Raw genomic sequence first — 19,882 nt, 5'->3', positions numbered from 1 at the left:
AAAAGGATCAGTCAAAAGTCCAATCCTTTTTCTATCCTATTACGCAAGCACACCTAACCAGCTACCAATAATTCCGATAATAACTGTTAAGATAACCAATTTATAGGTTGACCATTTTTTATTTTTGATAAGATAAAACATTAGTAACGTATAGAGAACTGGTAACATCGCTGGAGCGATTTTATCAAGCATACCTTGGACTGTAACAATTTTTTGAGAAGCACTTGTTACTTTGTCTGGTGCAAATGTGTATGGTATGGTTAATTTTACTTGCGTTGCTGCCAAACTTGAAATAACGGTAACCCCAACAATGTTAGCTGCCCGCGAAATAACTGACATCTGCTCACTTAGTTTGTCAATAAATGTTGTTCCCAATTTATAACCATATAAACCAGTTACAAGTTTGATGGTGGTTAGGATAAGGTTCATTGCAACAAAGAAGATAATCGGTCCTATAACCAGTCCATCAGAAGCTAGTGAGGCTGCAATTGTTGAAAAAAGTGGCGCCAAACAAAATTGCGATAAGGAATCACCTATCCCTGCCAATGGCCCCATAAGAGCCATCTTGATACCTCGAATTTCATCTTGTGGGCGTTCATTTTCTAACATCGCCAAATGCAAACTCGTTACAAATGGCAGAAAATGTGGGTTCGTATTATAAAATTCCACGTTTTCTTCTAAAGCTGCTGTCAATCCTGCCTTATCATTACCATAGTATTTTTTTAGAGCTGGGTACATGACATTCGTATAACCTAACCCTTGATAGTTACTATAATTAAAACCATTTTGTAAATAAAATGCGCGTAAAGCTGTTTTTGTGTAATCACTTTTTGCTAATTTTTTAGATCCAGTCATCTTGTGCCTCTCCTTCAGGTTTTGATTCTACCACTGCATTAGTAGGTTTTCTAAAGACATCAATTAAAGCAAATATTGTTGCAATCAAAGCCACACCAATTGTAGGTACGCCTAAAACTGAAGACGTTGTGACCGCCGTCAACAGCCCATCTTCATTGGCTGTTGGCGTAAGCACTGGCAAACCAAAGTACACCGCTAGAACATACCCCAAAATGATATAAGGAATAAGTTCTTTTTTTGCCATAACAGAGAGAATCATCGCAAATCCAATGGCGGGTAGCATTCTACCTGCAAGCGTTAAACCATTAAGAAGGACTGGTGGAATTAGAGCAAAGAGCTTGGTAAGAGTGTCCATAGATAGGGCACCTGTAATACCAAGTAAGAATCCTACAGCCGCAAAAGCCCAGATAGTGCCATTAGCTGCACGCTTAAAACCGTTTAAATTACCCTGTTGCAGAGCTTTTTTAGCTGCTTCAGGGCTACCAGCAAAAGCCGTATACGTTGCCGTTTGTAGGAATTGAATCCCTACTGCGATTGGTGTTGATAAAGCCAAAGCAGCTTCTGGAGTGATTTTGTCTTTACTTGCTGCCGTTGTAATTGCCATTAGTGTCCCAAAAATCCCCGGACCGATAGGATTAGGGGGTACAGTTCCACCAGCACCGACACCAAATCCCATGTAAGCCAATTCAGAAATAGCACCCGCTGCTAGCGCCGTTGGAATGTCTCCTAAAATAATCCCAACACCCAATGATAGGACAATACAGCGATTGGTATATAAACCAAGCAACATACCGCTAAAGCAAAATGCTGTCCACAAACCAATTAAAATAGCTTGTACAATACTAATATCCATTTTGTTCTCCCTTTATATAGATACTTCTAAATAAGTATTAAATATAATCTAATAAGTCAACGTTAACGCCACCGTCGTTTCCTGCAGGTGTTGACTTTGTATCAAACGTCACTTGATAGTCATGATGAAGTCGTCTTAAATATTCCTTGTCATCCGAGCCTAAAAAAATCGAACGGCTAACTTGCTCTTTACCCTCAGCATTGTGAATGTTACCAATGTTAATAGCTTTAATGGGAACTCCACCTTCTACTAAGCGATAAGCATCTTTTAAATCCTTCACAATGATAAAAATAGTCTGGGCTGGATTTGCTTTATGAATAAGATCAATAACTTTTTGAATGCTAAAAAATCTCAATGCAATGGATTCTGGAACCACTGTTTTCATCAATGTTTGTTGGATGCTATCTTGTGAAACCACGTCATTAGCGACAATAACGGTGTTACAAGATAAAAATTTCACCCATAATTGCCCTTGACCATGAATCAATCTCTCGTCGACACGAGTCATTACAATATTTGGTACTGCCATTTATTCTCCTTTTTAATCCCTTTAAGGATCTCCTCATTTTTTTGTTGCTAAGATTGATAATCTTACCAAGATGATTGATTTACCAGTAAAGCTCCCAATCTTTATAAAACCGAATAAGCGCTTCTAAATAATAGTAATCTCCCCAGATATTTCCTTCATCAACTCCTTTTCCTGAATGCCAAGAATAGACGCCATGTAATAACAATGGTCTTCCTGACTCTATGTCACGATTTGAGTAATGCTCAATGAGACTTCTTAACATTGTATGCATCGCATGCTTATAAATATCCTTATCTTGGTCTACTTCTGGTAGATATTTTAACATCTCATGAATTCCACAAACAGAAATAGCGGTAGCCGATGAATCTCGTGATTGATCTGAGCCGTCGTTAAAGATAAGATCCCAATAGGAGACATTATCCTCTGGTAAGCGGTTTAAGAAATAATTCGTCATCCCTTTAAATAAGGAAATCTGCTGAGGATCTTTCATCTTTCGATAACTCAATGGAATGCCATAAATTCCCCAAGATTGCCCCCTAGCCCAAGATGAATCATCGCTATAACCTTGTCGTGTTACACCTTTAATAGGTTGACCAGTTTGAGGGTCGAAATAGTAGGTATGGAAAGCCGACGCATCATCACGAATGACTGTATTGGCAGAGCTATAAAAGTGAGTTTCTGCTATCTCTTTATACTTCATGTCTCCGGTTTGTTCATAAGCGAAGAAAAGAAGCTGAATATTTAAAAGACAATCTATAATCAAGCGATAATGATCTTGATGACCTAACTCGCCCCAAGCCTGAATAAAACCACCTTTTTCTTGGTACCGTTCGATTAACTTATCTGCAGCTTTTAGAGATGCTTCAAGCGCTGATGCATTTTGATTAATACGATACTCAGCCATGCAAGAAGGGGTGTAGAGAAAACCTAAATCATGATGCTCCAATTCGATTTGCTGATTAACACGTTCCAAAAAGGATAAGACATTAGTGTGAGCTAGGTCTTTTATAGTCTCATCTTGACTGTATTCAAAAGCTAACCACAAACATCCCGTCCAAAAAGCATTCGTCCATTCCGTGTTGTCCATTATTTGATAACAATTATCAAAAGTTGCCGGAGTTGGGTAATTTTCGCCAAAATAGTCAATGTTACATCGCAACTGCGCCAATGCCTGATCAATCGCTGCCTTAACTTCTTCTTTCGTAAGTAATGGTTGAGATAAAAACCTCTCCGTATCCTTGATTTCTTCAATCAAGATATGCTTTATGGTTGGCATGATTTAAATTCCTCCCTCGAATTCAACCTGTTCGTCATCTTCTTTCAAGCACTTTGAAAACTCCGAAATACCTAATTGAGCTGATCCAAGAACTTTTTCTGTCAATGATTCAAGGTCTTGAATATTATCACGTGCAAAGACTGCTTCGATTAGCATTGCTAGATTTAAACCACTTAAGACTTTAATATCCCTATCTTCTTCAGAAACGGATAAGGTTGATGCAACGTTAAATGGTGTTCCCCCTAGCAAGTCTGTCAAAATTAAAATACGCTTGGATTCCCCAAAGGCAGATAGCAAACGATCTTTTAAATCAACCGAAGACATTGAGGGTAAAAAGTCTATTCCAATAATATTTTCTTGTTTCCCCGCAATCAATTCCAAAGAGCTTAAAATACCGCTTGGAAAGTTTCCGTGGGCTAAAACAATAATTTTCGTCATATCTTCTCCTTTTTAAGTTTACCGGTTTACTACGCAGATTAATTATAGCGCTTTCAAAAAGAGCTGTCAATACTTTTTTTGATAAGAATCATTCCTGCTGTTTCGGATTGCTTCACAATTTTCAAATAGCATGTCATGCGTGTTAGCAATCCTTCTATTTTTAAAGGTTATGCGACCGTTTCTGAATAAGTATTTTTGCTTGAACAGCAAATAAGGGCATCATACTCCCTTATTTTTCAGTCTATTTTCTAATCGTCTCTACTAAATACTCAACTAGCCAGTCTGGGCTTTCGGTTCTTGATGGACTTTTCAAGGCAAAGCCAGCCATCGCTAAGAAACTTGTGGCTATTATAGTCTTTTGAATTAACTTTCAGAACAAGAAGTTGAAACACGGACAGTACTTGATGCTCTTCGAAAATCAAAACCAGACCTTGTTGACTTGATATGATGAACTTTAGCTCTATCTGCTATCTGTGTCGCCTAGTCTACTTTTGATTTTCATTGAGTATAAGTAAGCGACCATATCTCGAAGTTAATTCAAAAGACTATAACTATACTAGGCTCATCTTCATCGTCTCTCCAATCGTCTGGTTTGTTGGGCTTGACTATAATGGGCAGAAGAACAGCTGCTTTCTTCTATAACAATGTCTGAAAAAGTGTGCCGCGGTTACCAGTATTTGTTAAAGGACATAGTAGCAATCATTCACTATTTCCTGTCTGTCACAAAAGACCTCTACAAACACACATGCCCAAGAGGAATCGTCAATAGCAACATGAAGGTGGGGTTCATAATTATTGAACCAGAAGCACTGACTGACCTCTCTCTATTTAAGTTTACCTCTCTATTTCTTGCGGGAGTTACTAGGATGTGTTTTTTGAAATTCATCTAGGAAATCCTGAGATTTGGGAAGTGCAATACTTCGCCTCATCTCAATTTGCCTTTCTTTAGCCTCTTCCTCAAGGTTTTTGACAGCTTTTCTCTTAGTCTTAGGCGAGACTAAGCCCATCTTCTGTAGAATAGCTTTCTAACCCGCGTATCGGAGTAGTGAATGGCGTTATCTTCCTCTAAGAATTCATCGAAGCCAAGGATAGTGGGCTTATAAGGATCATAAATGCTATAGTGCACAATAAAGGCTTGTTTGATGTCCTTGACATGGCGTGTGTAGGCTTTCTGCTTCAGTTGCCATGTAGAAAGACTGCTTTTTTTCGGTTACTGGTAACCTAAGATGTGGCGATTAACTCACCTTTTGATAAGCCAAGCTCCAGTGGGACTCGTTTTTCTTTTTCTGCTCGTAGTCAATAAATTCAATGACCTTATTCTCTTTAATTCAGCCATAGTTAGTCCAATATTTTTCATTCTATAAGGTAATAAACAAGATAGTTCTATCTTTGACCTAACTAAAACATTATCACTTTCGAATGATACTTTTTAGAAAACGGTAACATTAAATCATTGACAAAACCGGTTTACCATGTTAGTATTCTTGTAAACGGGTTTACTACTACTTTTTTGGAGGTATCTTAAGATGACACATCATTTTTCAATGGAACATTTTTCGCTTAATGGTAAAATCGCTCTGATAACCGGAGCATCCTACGGCATTGGTTTTTCTATTGCAACTGCATTGGCAAAAGCTGGTTCGACAATTGTTTTCAACGACATTAACCAAGAGTTGGTAGACAAGGGACTTGCCGCCTATAACGAATTGGGAATTACAGCTCACGGCTATGTTTGTGACGTTACCGATGAAGACGGCATTCAAGAATTGGTTCAACAAATTAAAGACGAGGTAGGTATCATTGATATCCTCGTTAATAATGCAGGTATCATCAAACGAACACCAATGTTAGAAATGAATCCTGCTGATTTTCGTCAAGTCATTGATATTGATCTAACAGCACCTTTCATTGTATCTAAAGCCGTTATTCCAGGAATGATAGAAAAAGGACACGGTAAAATTATCAATATCTGCTCTATGATGAGCGAACTAGGTCGAGAAACAGTAGCTGCTTATGCGGCAGCTAAAGGTGGACTAAAAATGCTAACTAAAAACATTGCCTCTGAATTTGGGTCTGCCAATATTCAATGTAACGGCATCGGTCCCGGTTATATTGCAACTCCTCAAACAGCACCCCTACGCGAACTTCAAGAAGATGGTACAAGGCATCCATTTGACCAGTTTATCATCTCGAAAACACCTGCCTCTCGATGGGGAAATCCTGATGATTTAAGCGCTCCAGCTGTCTTTTTAGCAAGTGATGCTTCAAATTTCGTTAACGGACATATTCTCTATGTCGATGGTGGTATCTTAGCATATATTGGTAAACAACCTGAATAAAAAGGAGTACAATCGTGAAAATAGCTTTAATTAATGAAAATAGTCAAGCCGCAAAAAATAACATTATCTTCAATGAACTAAAAAAAGTCGCCGACCAAAAAGGTTACGAACTCTTTAACTACGGTATGTATGGTGAGGAGGGGGAAAGTCAATTGACCTACGTGCAAAATGGTCTTTTGGCATCTATTTTACTTAATAGTGGCGCGGCAGACTTTGTAATCACAGGCTGTGGAACTGGTGTAGGGGCAATGTTAGCTTGCAACAGTTTTCCCGGAGTCGTCTGTGGTTTAGCTGTGGACCCTGTTGATGCTTACCTTTTCTCTCAAGTAAACGGTGGAAATGCCCTATCATTACCATTCGCCAAAGGCTTTGGCTGGGGGGGAGAGCTTAATCTCCGCTATATGTTCGAACGTCTTTTTGAAGAGGAAAAAGGTGGCGGCTATCCAAAAGAACGCGCTATCCCAGAACAACGAAATGCCCGTATTTTAAATGATGTTAAAGCCCTTACTTATAAGGATATCATGACCGTTCTGACTGACATTGACCAAGACTTCCTAAAAGAAACCATTTCAGGAAAACACTTTGAAGACTATTTCTTTTCTAACTGTCAAAATGACAAGATTGCTGACTACTTAAAAGCACTCTTAGCCTGAACCAAACGAAAGGAGGCTTTTCCTCTTATGTCCAAAGTACTTCTATTTGGTGAAGCACTCATTCGTATTAGCCCATCAGCATACCAACCGTTTACAAATCAGGTTCCGACTAATCTGTATTACGGCGGGTCAGAAGTTAACATCGCAAGAGCTCTACAAGGATTTGAGCAAGATACTCGGCTATTGACGGCGCTACCCCGCAATCCGATTGGTAAAACTTTTATGAATTTTTTAAGTTCCAATCATATTGATGTCTCAGCAATTCAACAACTCGATAACCGTTTGGGCATTTATTTCGCTCAGCCTCCTTATGGTTGTCGCCAAGGTGAAATTACTTATGATAGAGACTTGACCTGCCTCCATTATTTAAAGACCGATAGTATTGATTTCGATGCGCTTTTTGATAATGTTAGTATTTTTCACTTTAGCGGTATCACGCTAGCACTAAGCAAAGAGTTAAGGGATATTACTAAATTACTAATCAAAGAAGCTAAAAAAAGAGAGGTATTGCTCTCCTTAGACCTCAATTTTAGAAGCCATCTTATTGATCCACTCGAAGCTAAACATGTTTTTTCAGATTTTGCAAAAAACATTGACATTTGTTTTGGAATAGAGCCACTGATGCTATCAGAAAGCGATACAAGCTTTTTCGATCGTTCTACAGCTAGTCAAGAGGATATTAAAAAACGAATGCTTGACTTAACAAAAGCATTCGACCTGCAAACTATATTTCACACCAGTCGGCTACAAGATGAGTGGGGACGTAATAGCTATCAGGCTTATCTATACAATAAATCAGCACAATTCGTTGTGTCAAAGCAAATAACAACGCCAATCTTAGAACGCATTGGTAGCGGTGATGCCTTCGTTGCTGGCGCACTTTATCAGTTGTTACAAAACGCTGTCCCTCAAGACATCGTCAATTTTGCTGTTGCAGCTGCCAGTCTCAAATGTACTATTTCTGGAGACAATATGTTTGAGTCGCCAGAAAACGTCAAAAAAGTACTTCATCAAACTAATGATATTGTCCGTTGAGGAAGAAGGTTATGATAAAATCTGAAATACTATTAAAACTTGAGCAACAAAAAGTTGTTGTCGTTATAAGAGGAAATACCAAAGATGAAGCTATCCAAGCAGCCAAAGCCTGTATAGAAGGTGGAATCACTGCTGTTGAAGTAGCTTATACCAACTCTGAAGCCAGCCAGGTCATCAAAGCATTGAATGACCTCTACCAAGCTGAACCACATATCATTATTGGAGCAGGAACCGTTTTAGATTCAGAAACTGCCCGATTAGCTATTTTGTCTGGCGCTAAATTTGTTGTATCACCCTCTTTTAATGCCAATACAGCAACCATTTGCAATCGCTATACCGTTCCTTATCTACCTGGATGTATGACTTTATCTGAAATTACAACCGCTCTTGAAGCTGGGTGTGAAATCATTAAAATTTTTCCAGGCGGTAGCTTAGGAACTAGTTTTCTTAAATCTATCAAGGGTCCCTTGCCACAAGTTCGCCTTATGGTGACAGGCGGTGTCAGCTTGACTAATGCCCAAGATTGGTTTAATAGTGGCGCCTCAATCATTGGTATCGGGGGCGAATTTAATCAGCTAGCAGAAAAACAACAGTTTAGTGAGATTACAAAAATAGCTGCTGAATTTATACAGTTAGCTAAAACCTAGAACAAATCGTCTTATCAGCCATATGCAACTATAGCAGATGACGATAACTAAGCGTGAGAGAATCAGATTGGTTCTCTCTTTTGTATAAGTATTTTACAGTCAAATGAATTAACTTTCAGAACAAGGAGTTGAGACACAGACAGTACTTGATACTCTTCGAAAATCAAAAGCAGACCTTGTTGACTTGATTTGATGAGCTTCAGTTCTATCTGCATCGGCATCATCTAGTTTGCTTGAGTAGGGCAAGTCGAAAGTGACCATGTATCAAAGTTAATTCAAAAGACTATAATTCTTCTCTTGAAAATGCCATAACAGTAGCTGATAGAGGTCCTAATAATAACGAAGCTCGTTTGAGAAAGCTAGAGCCCTATTTATAATCTCACGCGGTGTTTTGTCTAAATTTTCGTGAATAGAAAGGTTTATAAGAGAGCTTTCAACTATCTTTTTAAAAGAGTCGCCAATGCTTTTTAAAAACCCGATAGGCTAGAGACTGCTTGACAAATGATTCCATAATAGCAAGTAGTCATCATGACACGGCTCAGGTGTTGGATGAGGTAAAAGTGAACAGGACAATCTCTTCATCAAAATTTCTATGTTAAATTCTACTTGTGAAAACCTTCTAAAAGCCTTCCAAGACTAGCTTGAAAGGCTTTTTTACTATTCAATTATTCAACAATAAATTGGCTCAAGAGACCATTAATGAACTTAGCAGAGGTTTCATCTGAGTATTTCTTAGCAATCTCGATAATTTCATTTAAGGCAACGCGTTCAGGTGTTTCCTCAAAAAACTTAATCTCATACAAACCAAGACGAAGCATGGTCTTATCCGTTAGGGTTAGGCGCTCAATAGACCACCCCTTACGCAATTTTTCTGAAATCAAGGCATCTAATTCACCCTTATGGCTTTCAACGCCATTAACAAGATTCAATAAGAAGGCTGGGACTTCGACATTTTCCTCAGACTCAACTTTCTTGTCATGAAGATAGGCTGATTCAGATGCTTGTAAAAATTCACCACCAAACTCCATGCTAAATAAGGCTTGAAATGCACGTTCACGGAGATCACGTCTTGAGCCAGTAAAACTACTAGTCTTGCTCATTCAAAAAATCCTCGCTGAAGAGACTGTTCAAATCAGGTTTTGGAGTCTTTTCAGGGACAATTCCAACTACATGAACATTTACTTGAGCAACTGTTACTTCAGCCATATCATAAACAGCTGCTTTGACAGCTTTCTGTACAGCGATGCAAACAGCTGGTACACTGACACCATATTGAAGATAGACATAGATGTCGGCAATAACATCACCACTCTCATCATTCTTCAAGTAAACACCGCGACCAAGACTCGCTTTACTTAGCGTATCTGCTGCTTTTTTGTTGTGCAATGAGTGAACACCTTCAACCTTAGTTGCAGCAATCCCTGTAATAACTTCCAATACGCGTGGCGAAATAACGATTTCACCAATATTTTCAGTAATCATAGCTTTTCCTTTCGTCACTATAGTTTAAACAGGTTTTTTCATAGTGAAAAACCTCAACTATAAGTTTCTTTACCTTGGCATTAGGCACGTGAAACGTATGTACCCTCAGCAGTGTTAACAACAAGTTTTTGACCAACTTCGATAAAGTCAGGAACATTAACCACAAGACCTGTTTCAAGAGTTGCAGGTTTACCTGAACCAGTAACTGTTGCCCCTTTGATAGATGGTTGTGTTTCAACGACTGTCAATTCAACAGTTGTTGGTACAGTCACACCAATAACTTCTGTTCCATAGAATTGAATCTTCACTTCTTCGTTTTCTAAAACGTACAGCAATTCATTTTCAACGTTTGCTACTGGGATTTCGTATTGGTCGTAGCTTTCAGTATCCATGAAGAATGCTGTATCATCCATTTTGTAAAGGTATTGAGCAGGACGAGTTTCAATGATTGCTTGCTCAAATTTTTCATCTGGGCGGTAAGTCGTGTCAAATGTTGACCCTGAACGCACATCACGCAATTTCATACGCATGATAGTGTTACCTTTACCAGGTTTATGATGACTCGCATCCAAAACTTTAATCAATTTGCCATCAGATGTTACGAAAGTCATACCTGCTCTAAGCTTACTTGCTTCAATCATTCTATTATTACCTCTTTGTAAAAATTATTTATCACTTCATTTTAGCACAAATACTAGCTTTTGTAAAAAATCAAAATATTTTTCATGGCTTATGCTCACATTTGCGACTCGTCCTCAGTTCCTAGGGTCAATTCAGGCACATCATGTTGAATATAAGCCACACCTTTTTTCTCCAAAAGCTCAATAGCAAATGAATGTGGTCGGTAGTTAGCTTTATAAGTGATTTTCTTTATCCCCGCTTGTAGAAGAGCTTTAGTACAGTTTAAGCAAGGAAAATGCGTCACATAAATCTCAGTGCCATCTGTTGAAATTCCTTCTTTGGCACATTGGATAAGAGCATTCATCTCCGCATGAACCGTTCTAATACAATGCCCATCTTCCATATAATGGCCTGCTTCGTTACAGTTATCTGTCGCTGAAACGCCACCATTATAGCCAGTCGCAATAATGCGATTATTTTTAACCAAAACAGCGCCTACAAAAGCTCTATCACAGGTTGAACGCTTAGAAATCAACTCAGCATTCGCCATAAAATAATCTTGCCAGGATAGTCTCTCCATCTTTCTCTCCTATTTCAATACGATCAATTCTTTAGGGGCTTTGGTCAATACTTCGCACCCAGTTTCTGTAATGACCAAATCATCTTCGATACGAAGCCCATATTTGTTTGGCAGGTAGATTCCTGGTTCATCCGTTACTACCATACCAGTCTCCAGCTTATCCTCACTACCACGGAAAAATGGATTTTCATGAATATCCAAACCAATGCCATGACCGATACCATGTGTGAAGAATTCTCCATAACCCGCATCCTCTAAAATCTGGCGAGGAATGGCATCAAAATCTCTATAAGTCATACCTGCTTTTGCTTGGTCAATCAAGGTCTGATTGGCTTTAAGGACAATATGGTAAATCTCTCGCTCTTCATCCGTTACATGTCCAATATGAATCGTACGCGTCATATCACTGACATAATGCTTGTAGTAACAACCGAAGTCAAGGGTTAAGGATTCACCCGACTGAATGACCTTGTCACTGGCAACCCCATGAGGCATAGCAGAGCGGTAACCAGAAGCCACGATAGTCTCAAAGGACACACCCGAAGCACCATAGCTACGCATCTGAAAATCAAGGAAATTAGCCACTTGCAACTCTGTCGTTTGACCAGGTTTGATAAAATCAAGCAAATCTAAAAAAGCCCTATCAGAAATTTGACACGCCTGACGAATAGTCTCAATCTCCGACTTGTCTTTTATCACGCGCAAGGTTTCTACAAAATCCGCCTGAGGCAACCACTCCGTAGCAGGTGACAAACTTGTCAATTGCCCATAAAAAGCATATGAAACCTGACTATCAAAACCAACTCTGGACAGTTGATCTTCCTTAATTATTTTAGAAACTTCAGCCAAAGCCGTACGCGTTTCAATAATGTCAAATCCCTCAACGACTTCCTTGGCAATCAATGTATAGCGAGCATCCGTCATAAAGATGCGACGATTTCGAGTGATGAAAACAGTGCTTTCAGTCCCCCAAAAACCAGTCAGATAGTAAATATTATTTTGCCCTGTCACTAAAAAAGCATCCAAACCTGATTGAGCTAATTTTTCTTCAAAACGAACAATCCTAGAATCCATGCTAACCTCCTGAATTAAACTTACCTTATTTTAACAAAAAATCCCCCAAAAACGGGGAATAATTCATTTTTTAAAAGAAAAGGAAGTCAAGACAAACTCTACTGACCCGAAAGGTCTCTTAATCATTTTACCCATCCAGATTGCAATAGCTGCTGTCAACATAGTACTTGTCATATTTCCTTAGTCATTTCCAATGAAAGTATCGCTCCTTCTTTAACTTTGTCAAAATAAGTCTAACTATCTTGTGTGATAGCGCCCGAACCAATAAAGGCTGCACCTGCAACAGTCATGCTACCGAATGAGTTCAGATGAAATTGGTGAGAGATAAGCGCAGCAACGGTAAAATGCAGATAGAATTGAAGTTCAGCAAATCAAGTCAATAAGGTCTGAATTTGATTTTCAAAGGGGATAAGTAGATATTTTGAAGAAAAACCAAGCCCTTAAAGTGAGCTTGGTTGTCATTTTATAATTTGGTTTTTAAATATTGCCCTGTATAAGAAGATTCCACTCGTGCCACTTCTTCTGGTGTTCCTGTTGCGATGATTTGTCCTCCACCGACACCACCTTCTGGACCAAGGTCGATGATATGGTCTGCTGTCTTGATAACGTCAAGATTATGCTCAATGACAAGAACGGTATTTCCTTCATCCACAAAACGATTCAAAACGGTAATCAATCGGGCAATATCATCCGTATGAAGTCCTGTTGTGGGTTCATCTAAGATATAGAAGGATTTGCCAGTCGAGCGTTTATGCAATTCACTAGCCAGTTTCATCCGTTGAGCTTCCCCACCTGATAGAGTAGTTGCTGGCTGACCGAGTGTCACATAGCCTAGACCAACGTCTTTTATGGTCTGGATTTTACGGGAAATCTTCGGAATGGCTGCGAAGAATTCCACCGCATCATCTACGGTCATTTCTAAAATGTCCGCAATCGTTTTTCCCTTGTAGTGCACTTCCAAAGTTTCAGAATTGTAACGTGTACCATGGCAAACCTCACAAGGAACATAGACATCTGGCAAAAAGTGCATCTCAATCTTGATAATCCCATCACCAGAACAGGCTTCACAGCGTCCCCCCTTAACGTTAAAGGAGAAACGACCTTTTTTATAACCACGAATTTTAGCCTCATTAGTTTGGGCGAACAGGTCACGAATATCATCAAAAACACCTGTGTAAGTCGCTGGGTTGGATCGAGGCGTGCGACCAATTGGACTTTGGTCAATGTCAATCAAGCGTTCAATATGCTCAATGCCTTCGACAGACTGATGTTTACCTGGTTTATCAGAATTGCGATTTAATTTTTGTGCGATAGCTTTTTTGAGAATGCTATTGACCAAAGTTGATTTTCCAGAACCTGAAACACCTGTAACGGCGATAAATTTGCCAAGTGGGAATTTTACATCAATCGTTTGAAGATTATGCTCACTGGCACCTTTAACCTTGATAAAACGTCCATTCCCTTGACGGCGTTCTTCTGGGACAGGGATTGCTTTTCGACCGGATAGGTATTGACCGGTGATTGATTTTTTCGATTTAGCAACTTGTTTAGGCGTTCCCGAAGCGACAATCTCACCACCAAGCGCACCAGCTCCTGGACCTACGTCAATCAACCAGTCCGCTTCCATCATCGTATCTTCATCGTGTTCCACGACAATCAACGTATTTCCAAGATCACGCATTTTTTTCAAACTGGAAATTAAACGGTCATTATCCCTCTGATGAAGTCCGATAGAAGGCTCGTCAAGAACATAAAGGACTCCACTAAGATTCGAACCGATTTGTGTCGCCAAGCGAATACGTTGACTTTCACCGCCTGATAGGGTTCCAGCCATTCGAGATAAGGTTAGGTAATTAAGACCGACATTATTCAAGAAAGTCAAACGGTCAGTGATTTCTTTAAGAATTGGACGAGCAATCATTTCGTCATTTTGCCCGAGGGTTAACCGTGAGATTTGCTTTAGATGATCTTCGATGGACAGTTCTGAAATCTGTCCAATATTCATCCCTTCCGCTCCTCCAACACGCACCGACAGCGCAGCATCATTGAGGCGATAGCCGTGGCAGGTCGAGCAAGTCAGCTCATTCATGTACTCACGCATAACGCTGCGTGTATACTCCGAGTTAGTTTCGTGGTAACGGCGATTAACATTAGTCACCACTCCCTCAAAGGGGAGGTCAATATCACGTACCCCACCAAAGTCATTTTTATAATGAAAATGGAATTCACGGTCTCCAGAACCGTAGAGAATCAAGTCCTTATCCTCATCAGACAAATCCTTCCAAGGAGTATCCATATCAACACCAAAGCTAGTCATTGCTTGCTCAAGCATGGTTGGATAGTAATTTGACGAAATGGGGTTCCACGGTGCTAAAGCTCCGTTTCTAAGGGTTTTTGTCACATCTGGCACGATCATATCCAAATCCACCACCAGCTTCATTCCCAAGCCATCACAAGTTGGACAAGAACCAAATGGCGCATTGAATGAGAACAGCCGAGGTTCTAACTCGGGGACAGTAAAGCCACAAACAGGACATGAGTAATGTTCTGAATATAGCAACTCATTACCATCCATAGTATCAATTATAAGATAGCCATCGCCTAGACGCAAAGCCGCCTCAACAGAATCAAAGAGACGTGAGCGGATACCGTCTTTATTGACCAAGCGATCAATGACCACTTCGATATTATGCATTTTACTCTTAGACAACTCGGGAACTTCTGTCACATCAAAGATATCGCCGTCTACACGAACTCGAACATAACCGTCTTTTTGTATCCGTTCAAAAATAGATTTATGTTGCCCTTTTTTGCGACGAACGATTGGGGCAAGGATTTGCATCCGGGTGCGTTCGGGCAATTCTAAAACCTCGTCAACAATCTGTTCAACAGAAGAGGCTGAAATGGCGCCATGTCCATTGATACAATAAGGTGTCCCCACACGCGCATATAGTAAACGGAGATAGTCATTAATCTCTGTTGCCGTACCAACAGTCGAGCGAGGATTTTTGCTGGTTGTTTTTTGGTCAATAGAAATAGCTGGACTAAGTCCATCAATCGAGTCAACATCAGGCTTTTCCATGTTGCCCAAAAATTGACGGGCATAGGCAGAAAGACTTTCCACATAGCGTCGTTGTCCTTCAGCATAAATGGTATCAAAAGCCAATGAAGATTTCCCAGAACCAGACAGCCCCGTCACTACGACCAGCTTATCTCGTGGAATCTCCACATCAATATTTTTTAAATTGTGGGCGCGTGCCCCATGAATCACTAACTTATCTTGCATAATATAAGATACAAAACCCATCAACTGCATCGTAGAAACAAGAAACGACTACAGAGAATTTTCCTCCAAGCCCGTTTCTTTTTTCATAGCTTTTAGGGCGTGTTCAATTCCTTTCATTGTTATTCAGAAGCTAAACAAGCATTTTTCAAAACCTAATAACTGAGTGACTTTTTCTCCTCATCTTTTAAAAAGAGCTCCAAGAGTTTCAAAAGTTTAGGAAGATTTAGCTTTTTTAAAGCATTTAAGGCATCTTCCGATAAATTCTTTAATCAGATTTTAAAATGTCATGATTTGTTAAGAAACTGCTTAGGATTACTCTATTATAACAAAATCAGATTTTTTTACTGTAAAAAGAATCGTCAGACTCTGCTTTTTTTTAAAGCTAAAATAGAGTATAATAGGTGAGTATGGCTAAATTCTAACTTAAGGAGGGAATGCACATGAAACAAATGTTTCTGTCAACTGGAATTGACTTCAAAGAAATCGATACATTCGAGCCAGGTGCTTGGATTAATTTGGTCAACCCTTCCCAGGAAGAATCCCATCAAGTAGCCGAGCGCTTCAATATCGATATTAGCGATTTACGAGCTCCTCTCGATATTGAGGAAACTTCTCGTATCACCGTTGAGGATGATTATACCTTGATTATCGTCGACGTCCCTACCTATGAAGAGCGTAATAACAAAAACTACTACATGACTATCCCCTTGGGAATTATCGTAGCTGAAAACGCTGTTATTACCACCTGTCTGGAAGAACTATCTATTTTTGATCAGTTTAAAAATAATCGCGTTAAAAGTTTCTACACTTTTATGAAGACACGATTCATTTTTCAACTGCTCTATCGCAACGCCATTTTATATCTAACCGCCTTGCGTTCTATTGACCGTCAGAGTGACCGTATCGAAGCTCAATTGGAAGATGCCACTCGTAACGAACAGCTGATTGACATGATGGAATTGGAAAAATCCATCGTCTACCTAAAAGCCTCACTCAAGATGAATGAGCGAATCGTTAAAAAACTCTCCAGCAATACATCAAGCCTCAAAAAATACGTTGAGGATGAAGACTTACTTGAAGATACCCTAATTGAGACCCAACAGGCTATCGAGATGGCTGGCATTTACGAAAATGTCTTGAATGCAATGGCAGAAACTTCTGCTGCTATCATCAATAATAACCAGAACACGATCATGAAAACCTTGGCTCTGATGACCATGGCACTGGATATTCCAACCGTAATCTTCTCAGCTTACGGCATGAACTTCCAAAATAACTGGCTACCTCTAAATGGTCTGCCACATGCATTCTGGTACATTGTCTTTATCGCTTCTGTACTTAGTATGATGGTTGTGGTTTACTTTATTAGAAAAAAATGGTTTTGATATTTGCTATTTATCAGCAGTAAAGCCACTCGTCAAATCAGGTTAGTCAAGAAACAATTGATAGCGATTTTGCTTTTTGAGGTCATAACCTCTTTACTAATCAGACCCTCCCAAAACATCTTACTAGCTTTTTACGCAAAATAATATAGCCAAATGAATTAACTTTCAAATAAGAAACAGAAAAGACGCGGACAATACTTGATACTCTTCGAAAGTCAAAAGCAGACCTTGTTGACTTGATTTGATAAGCTTCAGTTCTATCTGTATCGGGATCGCCTAGTCTGCTTTTGATTTTCATTAAGTATGAGTACGGCAAGTCGAAAGTGATGCTGTATCAAAGTTACTTCAAAAGACTATATCATCAATTTAAGGGTAAGATACCATAGCCTAGACAACTCAATTCTAGAAACTAACTAGATAAGATGAGGCGACACATTTATTTCTAGCTGGCTTAATCTTGTTAACAATCTGATGCTTTCTACGCATTTTACAAAATTAACTATCAGTTAAATATTCCCATTTCTGAAAGGATTATCATGGATTTAAACAATCTCACTCATAAAAATCAAGAATTTATTCACATTGCAACTAAACAACTAATTCAAGATGGTAAAACGGATGCTGAAATTAAAACGATTTTGGAAGATATTTTGCCAAGTATTGAAGAAAATCAAAAAAATGGCGTTCCAGCTCGCTCTTTCCTCGGCGCTCCAACTTCATGGGCAGCACAATTCACTAAATCAGCAGAAGAGGAAAAGGCTGCAGCTCAGGAAGCTAAAAACACTAATCCTTGGCTCATGTGGATGGATGCTTCTCTCTTTTGGCTTGGTTTTCTTGGCTTAATCCTAGGTATCCTTGCGCTCGACAACAGCAAATCCCAATCTTACGGGATATTAACACTGATTGTTGTTGGTCTTGGGGGTGGAGCCTTTCTCTATGCAACCTACTACTATGTCTACCGCCATATGGGCAAAGAAAAAGCCCAACGTCCAAGTTTTTGGAAAAGCATCATTCTCTTAGGACTTCTCATGGTCGGCTGGCTCCTTCTATTTAGCGCAACTACCTTGTTACCAGCAGCTATCAACCCACAATTACCGCCACTCTTACTCATTCTAATTGGAGCAATAGCCTTCGCAGTACGCTACTACTTCAAGAAAAAATACAACATCTTGAGCGCCATGTCCGCACAAGCTGCACCTAGAAGATAATTAATAACTAAAAGACTTCGTTGATGAAGTCTTTTTTCTATTCAAAAGCCCCTACACTTTTCGGATTCATGGCAGAACACGCTACGTCAGGAACCACTATATTTCAGACTGTCTTCAGGACGTCTAAGAATTACAAAGACTATATCACCATAGCCCTTCAATCACCCTATTTCCCCTATTCCAATGCTAAACACGAAACTAGCAACAAACTCACCAAAGCCATTAAACGCCCAGCTCTTGGTTTTCGAAATTGTGCTAACTTTAGAAGTAAGATACTCATCACTTTAAACATACAAAAAGCGATAAGATAGAGACATCTCCTCTCTTGTCTAGCTATAAGTCACCTACTGCAGTTGTGACAAAGAGCCATGTAAATCGTCCCCCACTACAAGCAAAAAACGCTCCCCTAAAGAGGGAGCGTTCTAACGAATTAGTCTTCGTTAACGTAAGGCATAAGAGCCATAACGCGAGCACGTTTGATTGCAGTTGTCACTTTACGTTGGTTTTTAGCTGAAGTTCCCGTTACACGACGAGGAAGAATTTTTCCACGTTCTGAAACGAAACGGCTAAGAAGTTCAGTATCTTTGTAATCAACGTATTCAATTTTGTTAGCTGCGATATAATCAACTTTTTTACGGCGTTTGAATCCGCCACGACGTTGTTGAGCCATGTTATTTTCTCCTTATATTATAGTGTTAATGTCCATCCTAGAACGGCAGATCGTCATCTGAAATATCCATTGGGTTTGAATTGCCAAATGGACTCTCATCTCGACCGAAGTTTGGTGTTTGTGATGAAGGTGAAGGACTACTATTTGATGATTGGCTATTATAGCCACCACCATTATAAGCGCTTTGTGAACCACCTTCACGTGTAGCACGGCTTTCCAACATTTGGAAATTATCCGCAACAACTTCAGTTACATAGACACGTTGGCCTTGTTGATTTTCATAATTACGTGTCTGGATGCGTCCAGTGACACCAATTAAGGCACCTTTTTTAGCCCAGTTAGCCAAATTTTCAGCTGGCTGACGCCAAATTACACAGTTAATGAAATCAGCTTCACGTTCACCATTTTGACTCTTGAAGTTACGATTAACTGCAAGGGTGAAAGTTGCAACAGCAACATTACTTGGTGTGTAACGAAGTTCTGCATCTCTGGTCATGCGACCAACAAGTACTACATTATTAATCATAAACTACCTTCTTATGCTTCGAGGTTAACGATCATGTGACGAAGAATGTCAGTGTTGATTTTTGAAAGACGGTCAAACTCGTTAAGAGCAAAGGCATCTTCAGCTTCAACAGTAACAATATGGTAAAGACCTTCGCGGAAATCTTTGATTTCGTATGCAAAGCGACGTTTTTCCCAATCTTTTGATTCAACGATTGTAGCACCGTTGTCAGTCAAGATAGAATCAAAACGTTCTACCAAAGCAGTTTTTGCTTCTTCTTCAATGTTTGGACGAATAATATAAAGAATTTCGTATTTAGCCATTGATATTTCCTCCTTTTGGACTAATGACCCCAAGACCTAGCAAGGGGTAAGTGAGGTATTCTCACAAGATGTTATTATACCAGTTTGGAAATGAAATGGCAAGGATTTTCTTTTTCTATTATT

General features: G+C 39.4%; 21 protein-coding genes. 7 read left to right on the top strand and 14 right to left on the bottom strand.

Annotation, left to right across the window (positions count from 1 at the left end; translation table 11 throughout):
* Positions 1 to 39: 39 nt before the first annotated feature.
* From A3IA_RS0103060 to A3IA_RS0103040, 5 genes are all read right to left on the bottom strand, one after another.
* A complete protein-coding gene (locus A3IA_RS0103060; RefSeq protein WP_018379874.1) occupies positions 40 to 855 on the bottom strand; it encodes a PTS system mannose/fructose/sorbose family transporter subunit IID in 816 nt (271 codons plus the stop codon).
* Complete coding sequence (locus tag A3IA_RS0103055) at positions 842 to 1,708, bottom strand: PTS mannose/fructose/sorbose/N-acetylgalactosamine transporter subunit IIC (protein ID WP_018379873.1); 867 nt, start codon at positions 1,706 to 1,708, stop codon at positions 842 to 844. Before A3IA_RS0103055 ends, A3IA_RS0103060 begins: the two co-directional genes overlap by 14 nt.
* Before the next feature lie 37 nt (positions 1,709 to 1,745).
* On the bottom strand, positions 1,746 to 2,237 hold the full coding sequence (locus A3IA_RS0103050) for a PTS sugar transporter subunit IIB (protein WP_018379872.1): 492 nt from the start codon (positions 2,235 to 2,237) through the stop codon (positions 1,746 to 1,748).
* A 79-nt stretch (positions 2,238 to 2,316) separates the two neighbouring features.
* A complete protein-coding gene (locus A3IA_RS0103045; protein ID WP_018379871.1) occupies positions 2,317 to 3,513 on the bottom strand; it encodes a glycoside hydrolase family 88 protein in 1,197 nt (398 codons plus the stop codon).
* A 3-nt stretch (positions 3,514 to 3,516) separates the two neighbouring features.
* Positions 3,517 to 3,951, bottom strand: a complete 435-nt coding sequence (locus A3IA_RS0103040) for a PTS sugar transporter subunit IIA (RefSeq protein WP_018379870.1) — start codon at positions 3,949 to 3,951, stop codon at positions 3,517 to 3,519.
* A gap of 1,526 nt (positions 3,952 to 5,477) precedes the next feature.
* Here A3IA_RS0103040 and A3IA_RS0103030 point away from each other — a divergent pair.
* The 4 genes from A3IA_RS0103030 to A3IA_RS0103015 are packed head-to-tail and all read left to right on the top strand — an operon-like array spanning position 5,478 to position 8,625.
* Positions 5,478 to 6,290: a gluconate 5-dehydrogenase gene (locus A3IA_RS0103030; RefSeq protein ID WP_018379868.1), complete on the top strand. Its 813-nt coding sequence runs from the start codon at positions 5,478 to 5,480 to the stop codon at positions 6,288 to 6,290.
* Positions 6,291 to 6,304: 14 nt separating this feature from the next.
* Entirely contained in the window at positions 6,305 to 6,943 is a 639-nt protein-coding gene (locus A3IA_RS0103025) for an RpiB/LacA/LacB family sugar-phosphate isomerase (protein ID WP_018379867.1), read from the top strand.
* Positions 6,944 to 6,970: 27 nt separating this feature from the next.
* Entirely contained in the window at positions 6,971 to 7,978 is a 1,008-nt protein-coding gene (locus A3IA_RS0103020; protein ID WP_018379866.1) for a sugar kinase, read from the top strand.
* An 11-nt stretch (positions 7,979 to 7,989) separates the two neighbouring features.
* Positions 7,990 to 8,625, top strand: a complete 636-nt coding sequence (locus tag A3IA_RS0103015; RefSeq protein ID WP_018379865.1) for a bifunctional 2-keto-4-hydroxyglutarate aldolase/2-keto-3-deoxy-6-phosphogluconate aldolase — start codon at positions 7,990 to 7,992, stop codon at positions 8,623 to 8,625.
* A 665-nt stretch (positions 8,626 to 9,290) separates the two neighbouring features.
* Here A3IA_RS0103015 and nusB read toward each other — a convergent pair.
* The 6 genes from nusB to uvrA all read right to left on the bottom strand — a co-directional run bounded on the left by nusB (position 9,291) and on the right by uvrA (position 15,668).
* The gene (gene nusB / locus A3IA_RS0103005) at positions 9,291 to 9,725 is read right to left on the bottom strand and encodes a transcription antitermination factor NusB (protein WP_018379863.1); all 435 of its coding nucleotides are present in this window, start codon (positions 9,723 to 9,725) and stop codon (positions 9,291 to 9,293) included.
* Positions 9,712 to 10,107, bottom strand: a complete 396-nt coding sequence (locus A3IA_RS0103000) for an Asp23/Gls24 family envelope stress response protein (RefSeq protein WP_018379862.1) — start codon at positions 10,105 to 10,107, stop codon at positions 9,712 to 9,714. The genes nusB and A3IA_RS0103000 overlap by 14 nt, the downstream gene beginning before the upstream one ends.
* A gap of 80 nt (positions 10,108 to 10,187) precedes the next feature.
* Positions 10,188 to 10,748: an elongation factor P gene (efp, locus tag A3IA_RS0102995; RefSeq protein WP_018379861.1), complete on the bottom strand. Its 561-nt coding sequence runs from the start codon at positions 10,746 to 10,748 to the stop codon at positions 10,188 to 10,190.
* A gap of 95 nt (positions 10,749 to 10,843) precedes the next feature.
* Positions 10,844 to 11,308, bottom strand: coding sequence for a deoxycytidylate deaminase (locus tag A3IA_RS0102990; RefSeq protein ID WP_018379860.1), 465 nt, complete (start codon positions 11,306 to 11,308; stop codon positions 10,844 to 10,846).
* A gap of 9 nt (positions 11,309 to 11,317) precedes the next feature.
* Positions 11,318 to 12,382 (bottom strand): M24 family metallopeptidase, encoded by a 1,065-nt coding sequence (locus A3IA_RS0102985; RefSeq protein ID WP_018379859.1) that lies wholly within the window; start codon positions 12,380 to 12,382, stop codon positions 11,318 to 11,320.
* Between the two features lie 463 nt (positions 12,383 to 12,845).
* Positions 12,846 to 15,668, bottom strand: coding sequence for an excinuclease ABC subunit UvrA (gene uvrA, locus A3IA_RS0102975; RefSeq protein ID WP_026217531.1), 2,823 nt, complete (start codon positions 15,666 to 15,668; stop codon positions 12,846 to 12,848).
* Between the two features lie 440 nt (positions 15,669 to 16,108).
* Between uvrA and A3IA_RS0102970 the strand changes: the two genes are divergently transcribed.
* The 3 genes from A3IA_RS0102970 to A3IA_RS11740 all read left to right on the top strand — a co-directional run bounded on the left by A3IA_RS0102970 (position 16,109) and on the right by A3IA_RS11740 (position 18,572).
* Positions 16,109 to 17,053: a magnesium transporter CorA family protein gene (locus A3IA_RS0102970; RefSeq protein ID WP_018379856.1), complete on the top strand. Its 945-nt coding sequence runs from the start codon at positions 16,109 to 16,111 to the stop codon at positions 17,051 to 17,053.
* Positions 17,054 to 17,589: 536 nt separating this feature from the next.
* On the top strand, positions 17,590 to 18,261 hold the full coding sequence (locus A3IA_RS0102965; RefSeq protein ID WP_018379855.1) for a DUF1129 domain-containing protein: 672 nt from the start codon (positions 17,590 to 17,592) through the stop codon (positions 18,259 to 18,261).
* Between the two features lie 23 nt (positions 18,262 to 18,284).
* Complete coding sequence (locus A3IA_RS11740) at positions 18,285 to 18,572, top strand: transposase (RefSeq protein WP_018379854.1); 288 nt, start codon at positions 18,285 to 18,287, stop codon at positions 18,570 to 18,572.
* Between the two features lie 119 nt (positions 18,573 to 18,691).
* On the opposite strand, the gene rpsR is transcribed toward A3IA_RS11740, so the two are convergent.
* The 3 genes from rpsR to rpsF are packed head-to-tail and all read right to left on the bottom strand — an operon-like array spanning position 18,692 to position 19,759.
* The gene (gene rpsR, locus A3IA_RS0102955) at positions 18,692 to 18,931 is read right to left on the bottom strand and encodes a 30S ribosomal protein S18 (RefSeq protein ID WP_000068665.1); all 240 of its coding nucleotides are present in this window, start codon (positions 18,929 to 18,931) and stop codon (positions 18,692 to 18,694) included.
* A gap of 37 nt (positions 18,932 to 18,968) precedes the next feature.
* Positions 18,969 to 19,457 carry a single-stranded DNA-binding protein gene (locus A3IA_RS0102950; RefSeq protein ID WP_018379853.1) on the bottom strand — a complete coding sequence of 163 codons (489 nt, stop codon included), beginning with the start codon at positions 19,455 to 19,457 and terminating at the stop codon, positions 18,969 to 18,971.
* An 11-nt stretch (positions 19,458 to 19,468) separates the two neighbouring features.
* On the bottom strand, positions 19,469 to 19,759 hold the full coding sequence (gene rpsF / locus A3IA_RS0102945) for a 30S ribosomal protein S6 (protein WP_018379852.1): 291 nt from the start codon (positions 19,757 to 19,759) through the stop codon (positions 19,469 to 19,471).
* Positions 19,760 to 19,882 lie beyond the last annotated feature (123 nt).

It is taken from the genome of Streptococcus thoraltensis DSM 12221, from assembly GCF_000380145.1.
GTDB lineage: Bacteria > Bacillota > Bacilli > Lactobacillales > Streptococcaceae > Streptococcus > Streptococcus thoraltensis.
Note: the sequence above shows the minus strand (reverse complement) of the source record. Positions and strands in the feature narration are given on the sequence as shown.

Excerpts from the sequence above, each read along its gene's own strand:
- A3IA_RS11740 (WP_018379854.1), top strand. The coding sequence starts at position 18,285 with ATGAAGTCTTTTTTCTATTCAAAAGCCCCTACACTTTTCGGATTCATG.
- A3IA_RS0103040 (WP_018379870.1), bottom strand. The coding sequence starts at position 3,951 with ATGACGAAAATTATTGTTTTAGCCCACGGAAACTTTCCAAGCGGTATT.
- A3IA_RS0103020 (WP_018379866.1), top strand. The coding sequence starts at position 6,971 with ATGTCCAAAGTACTTCTATTTGGTGAAGCACTCATTCGTATTAGCCCA.
- A3IA_RS0102990 (WP_018379860.1), bottom strand. The coding sequence starts at position 11,308 with ATGGAGAGACTATCCTGGCAAGATTATTTTATGGCGAATGCTGAGTTG.
- A3IA_RS0103055 (WP_018379873.1), bottom strand. The coding sequence starts at position 1,708 with ATGGATATTAGTATTGTACAAGCTATTTTAATTGGTTTGTGGACAGCA.
- A3IA_RS0103045 (WP_018379871.1), bottom strand. The coding sequence starts at position 3,513 with ATGCCAACCATAAAGCATATCTTGATTGAAGAAATCAAGGATACGGAG.
- A3IA_RS0103060 (WP_018379874.1), bottom strand. The coding sequence starts at position 855 with ATGACTGGATCTAAAAAATTAGCAAAAAGTGATTACACAAAAACAGCT.
- rpsF (WP_018379852.1), bottom strand. The coding sequence starts at position 19,759 with ATGGCTAAATACGAAATTCTTTATATTATTCGTCCAAACATTGAAGAA.
- uvrA (WP_026217531.1), bottom strand. The coding sequence starts at position 15,668 with ATGCAAGATAAGTTAGTGATTCATGGGGCACGCGCCCACAATTTAAAA.
- A3IA_RS0103030 (WP_018379868.1), top strand. The coding sequence starts at position 5,478 with ATGACACATCATTTTTCAATGGAACATTTTTCGCTTAATGGTAAAATC.
- A3IA_RS0102985 (WP_018379859.1), bottom strand. The coding sequence starts at position 12,382 with ATGGATTCTAGGATTGTTCGTTTTGAAGAAAAATTAGCTCAATCAGGT.
- A3IA_RS0103015 (WP_018379865.1), top strand. The coding sequence starts at position 7,990 with ATGATAAAATCTGAAATACTATTAAAACTTGAGCAACAAAAAGTTGTT.
- A3IA_RS0103050 (WP_018379872.1), bottom strand. The coding sequence starts at position 2,237 with ATGGCAGTACCAAATATTGTAATGACTCGTGTCGACGAGAGATTGATT.
- A3IA_RS0102965 (WP_018379855.1), top strand. The coding sequence starts at position 17,590 with ATGGATTTAAACAATCTCACTCATAAAAATCAAGAATTTATTCACATT.
- A3IA_RS0102970 (WP_018379856.1), top strand. The coding sequence starts at position 16,109 with ATGAAACAAATGTTTCTGTCAACTGGAATTGACTTCAAAGAAATCGAT.
- A3IA_RS0102950 (WP_018379853.1), bottom strand. The coding sequence starts at position 19,457 with ATGATTAATAATGTAGTACTTGTTGGTCGCATGACCAGAGATGCAGAA.
- nusB (WP_018379863.1), bottom strand. The coding sequence starts at position 9,725 with ATGAGCAAGACTAGTAGTTTTACTGGCTCAAGACGTGATCTCCGTGAA.
- rpsR (WP_000068665.1), bottom strand. The coding sequence starts at position 18,931 with ATGGCTCAACAACGTCGTGGCGGATTCAAACGCCGTAAAAAAGTTGAT.
- A3IA_RS0103000 (WP_018379862.1), bottom strand. The coding sequence starts at position 10,107 with ATGATTACTGAAAATATTGGTGAAATCGTTATTTCGCCACGCGTATTG.
- efp (WP_018379861.1), bottom strand. The coding sequence starts at position 10,748 with ATGATTGAAGCAAGTAAGCTTAGAGCAGGTATGACTTTCGTAACATCT.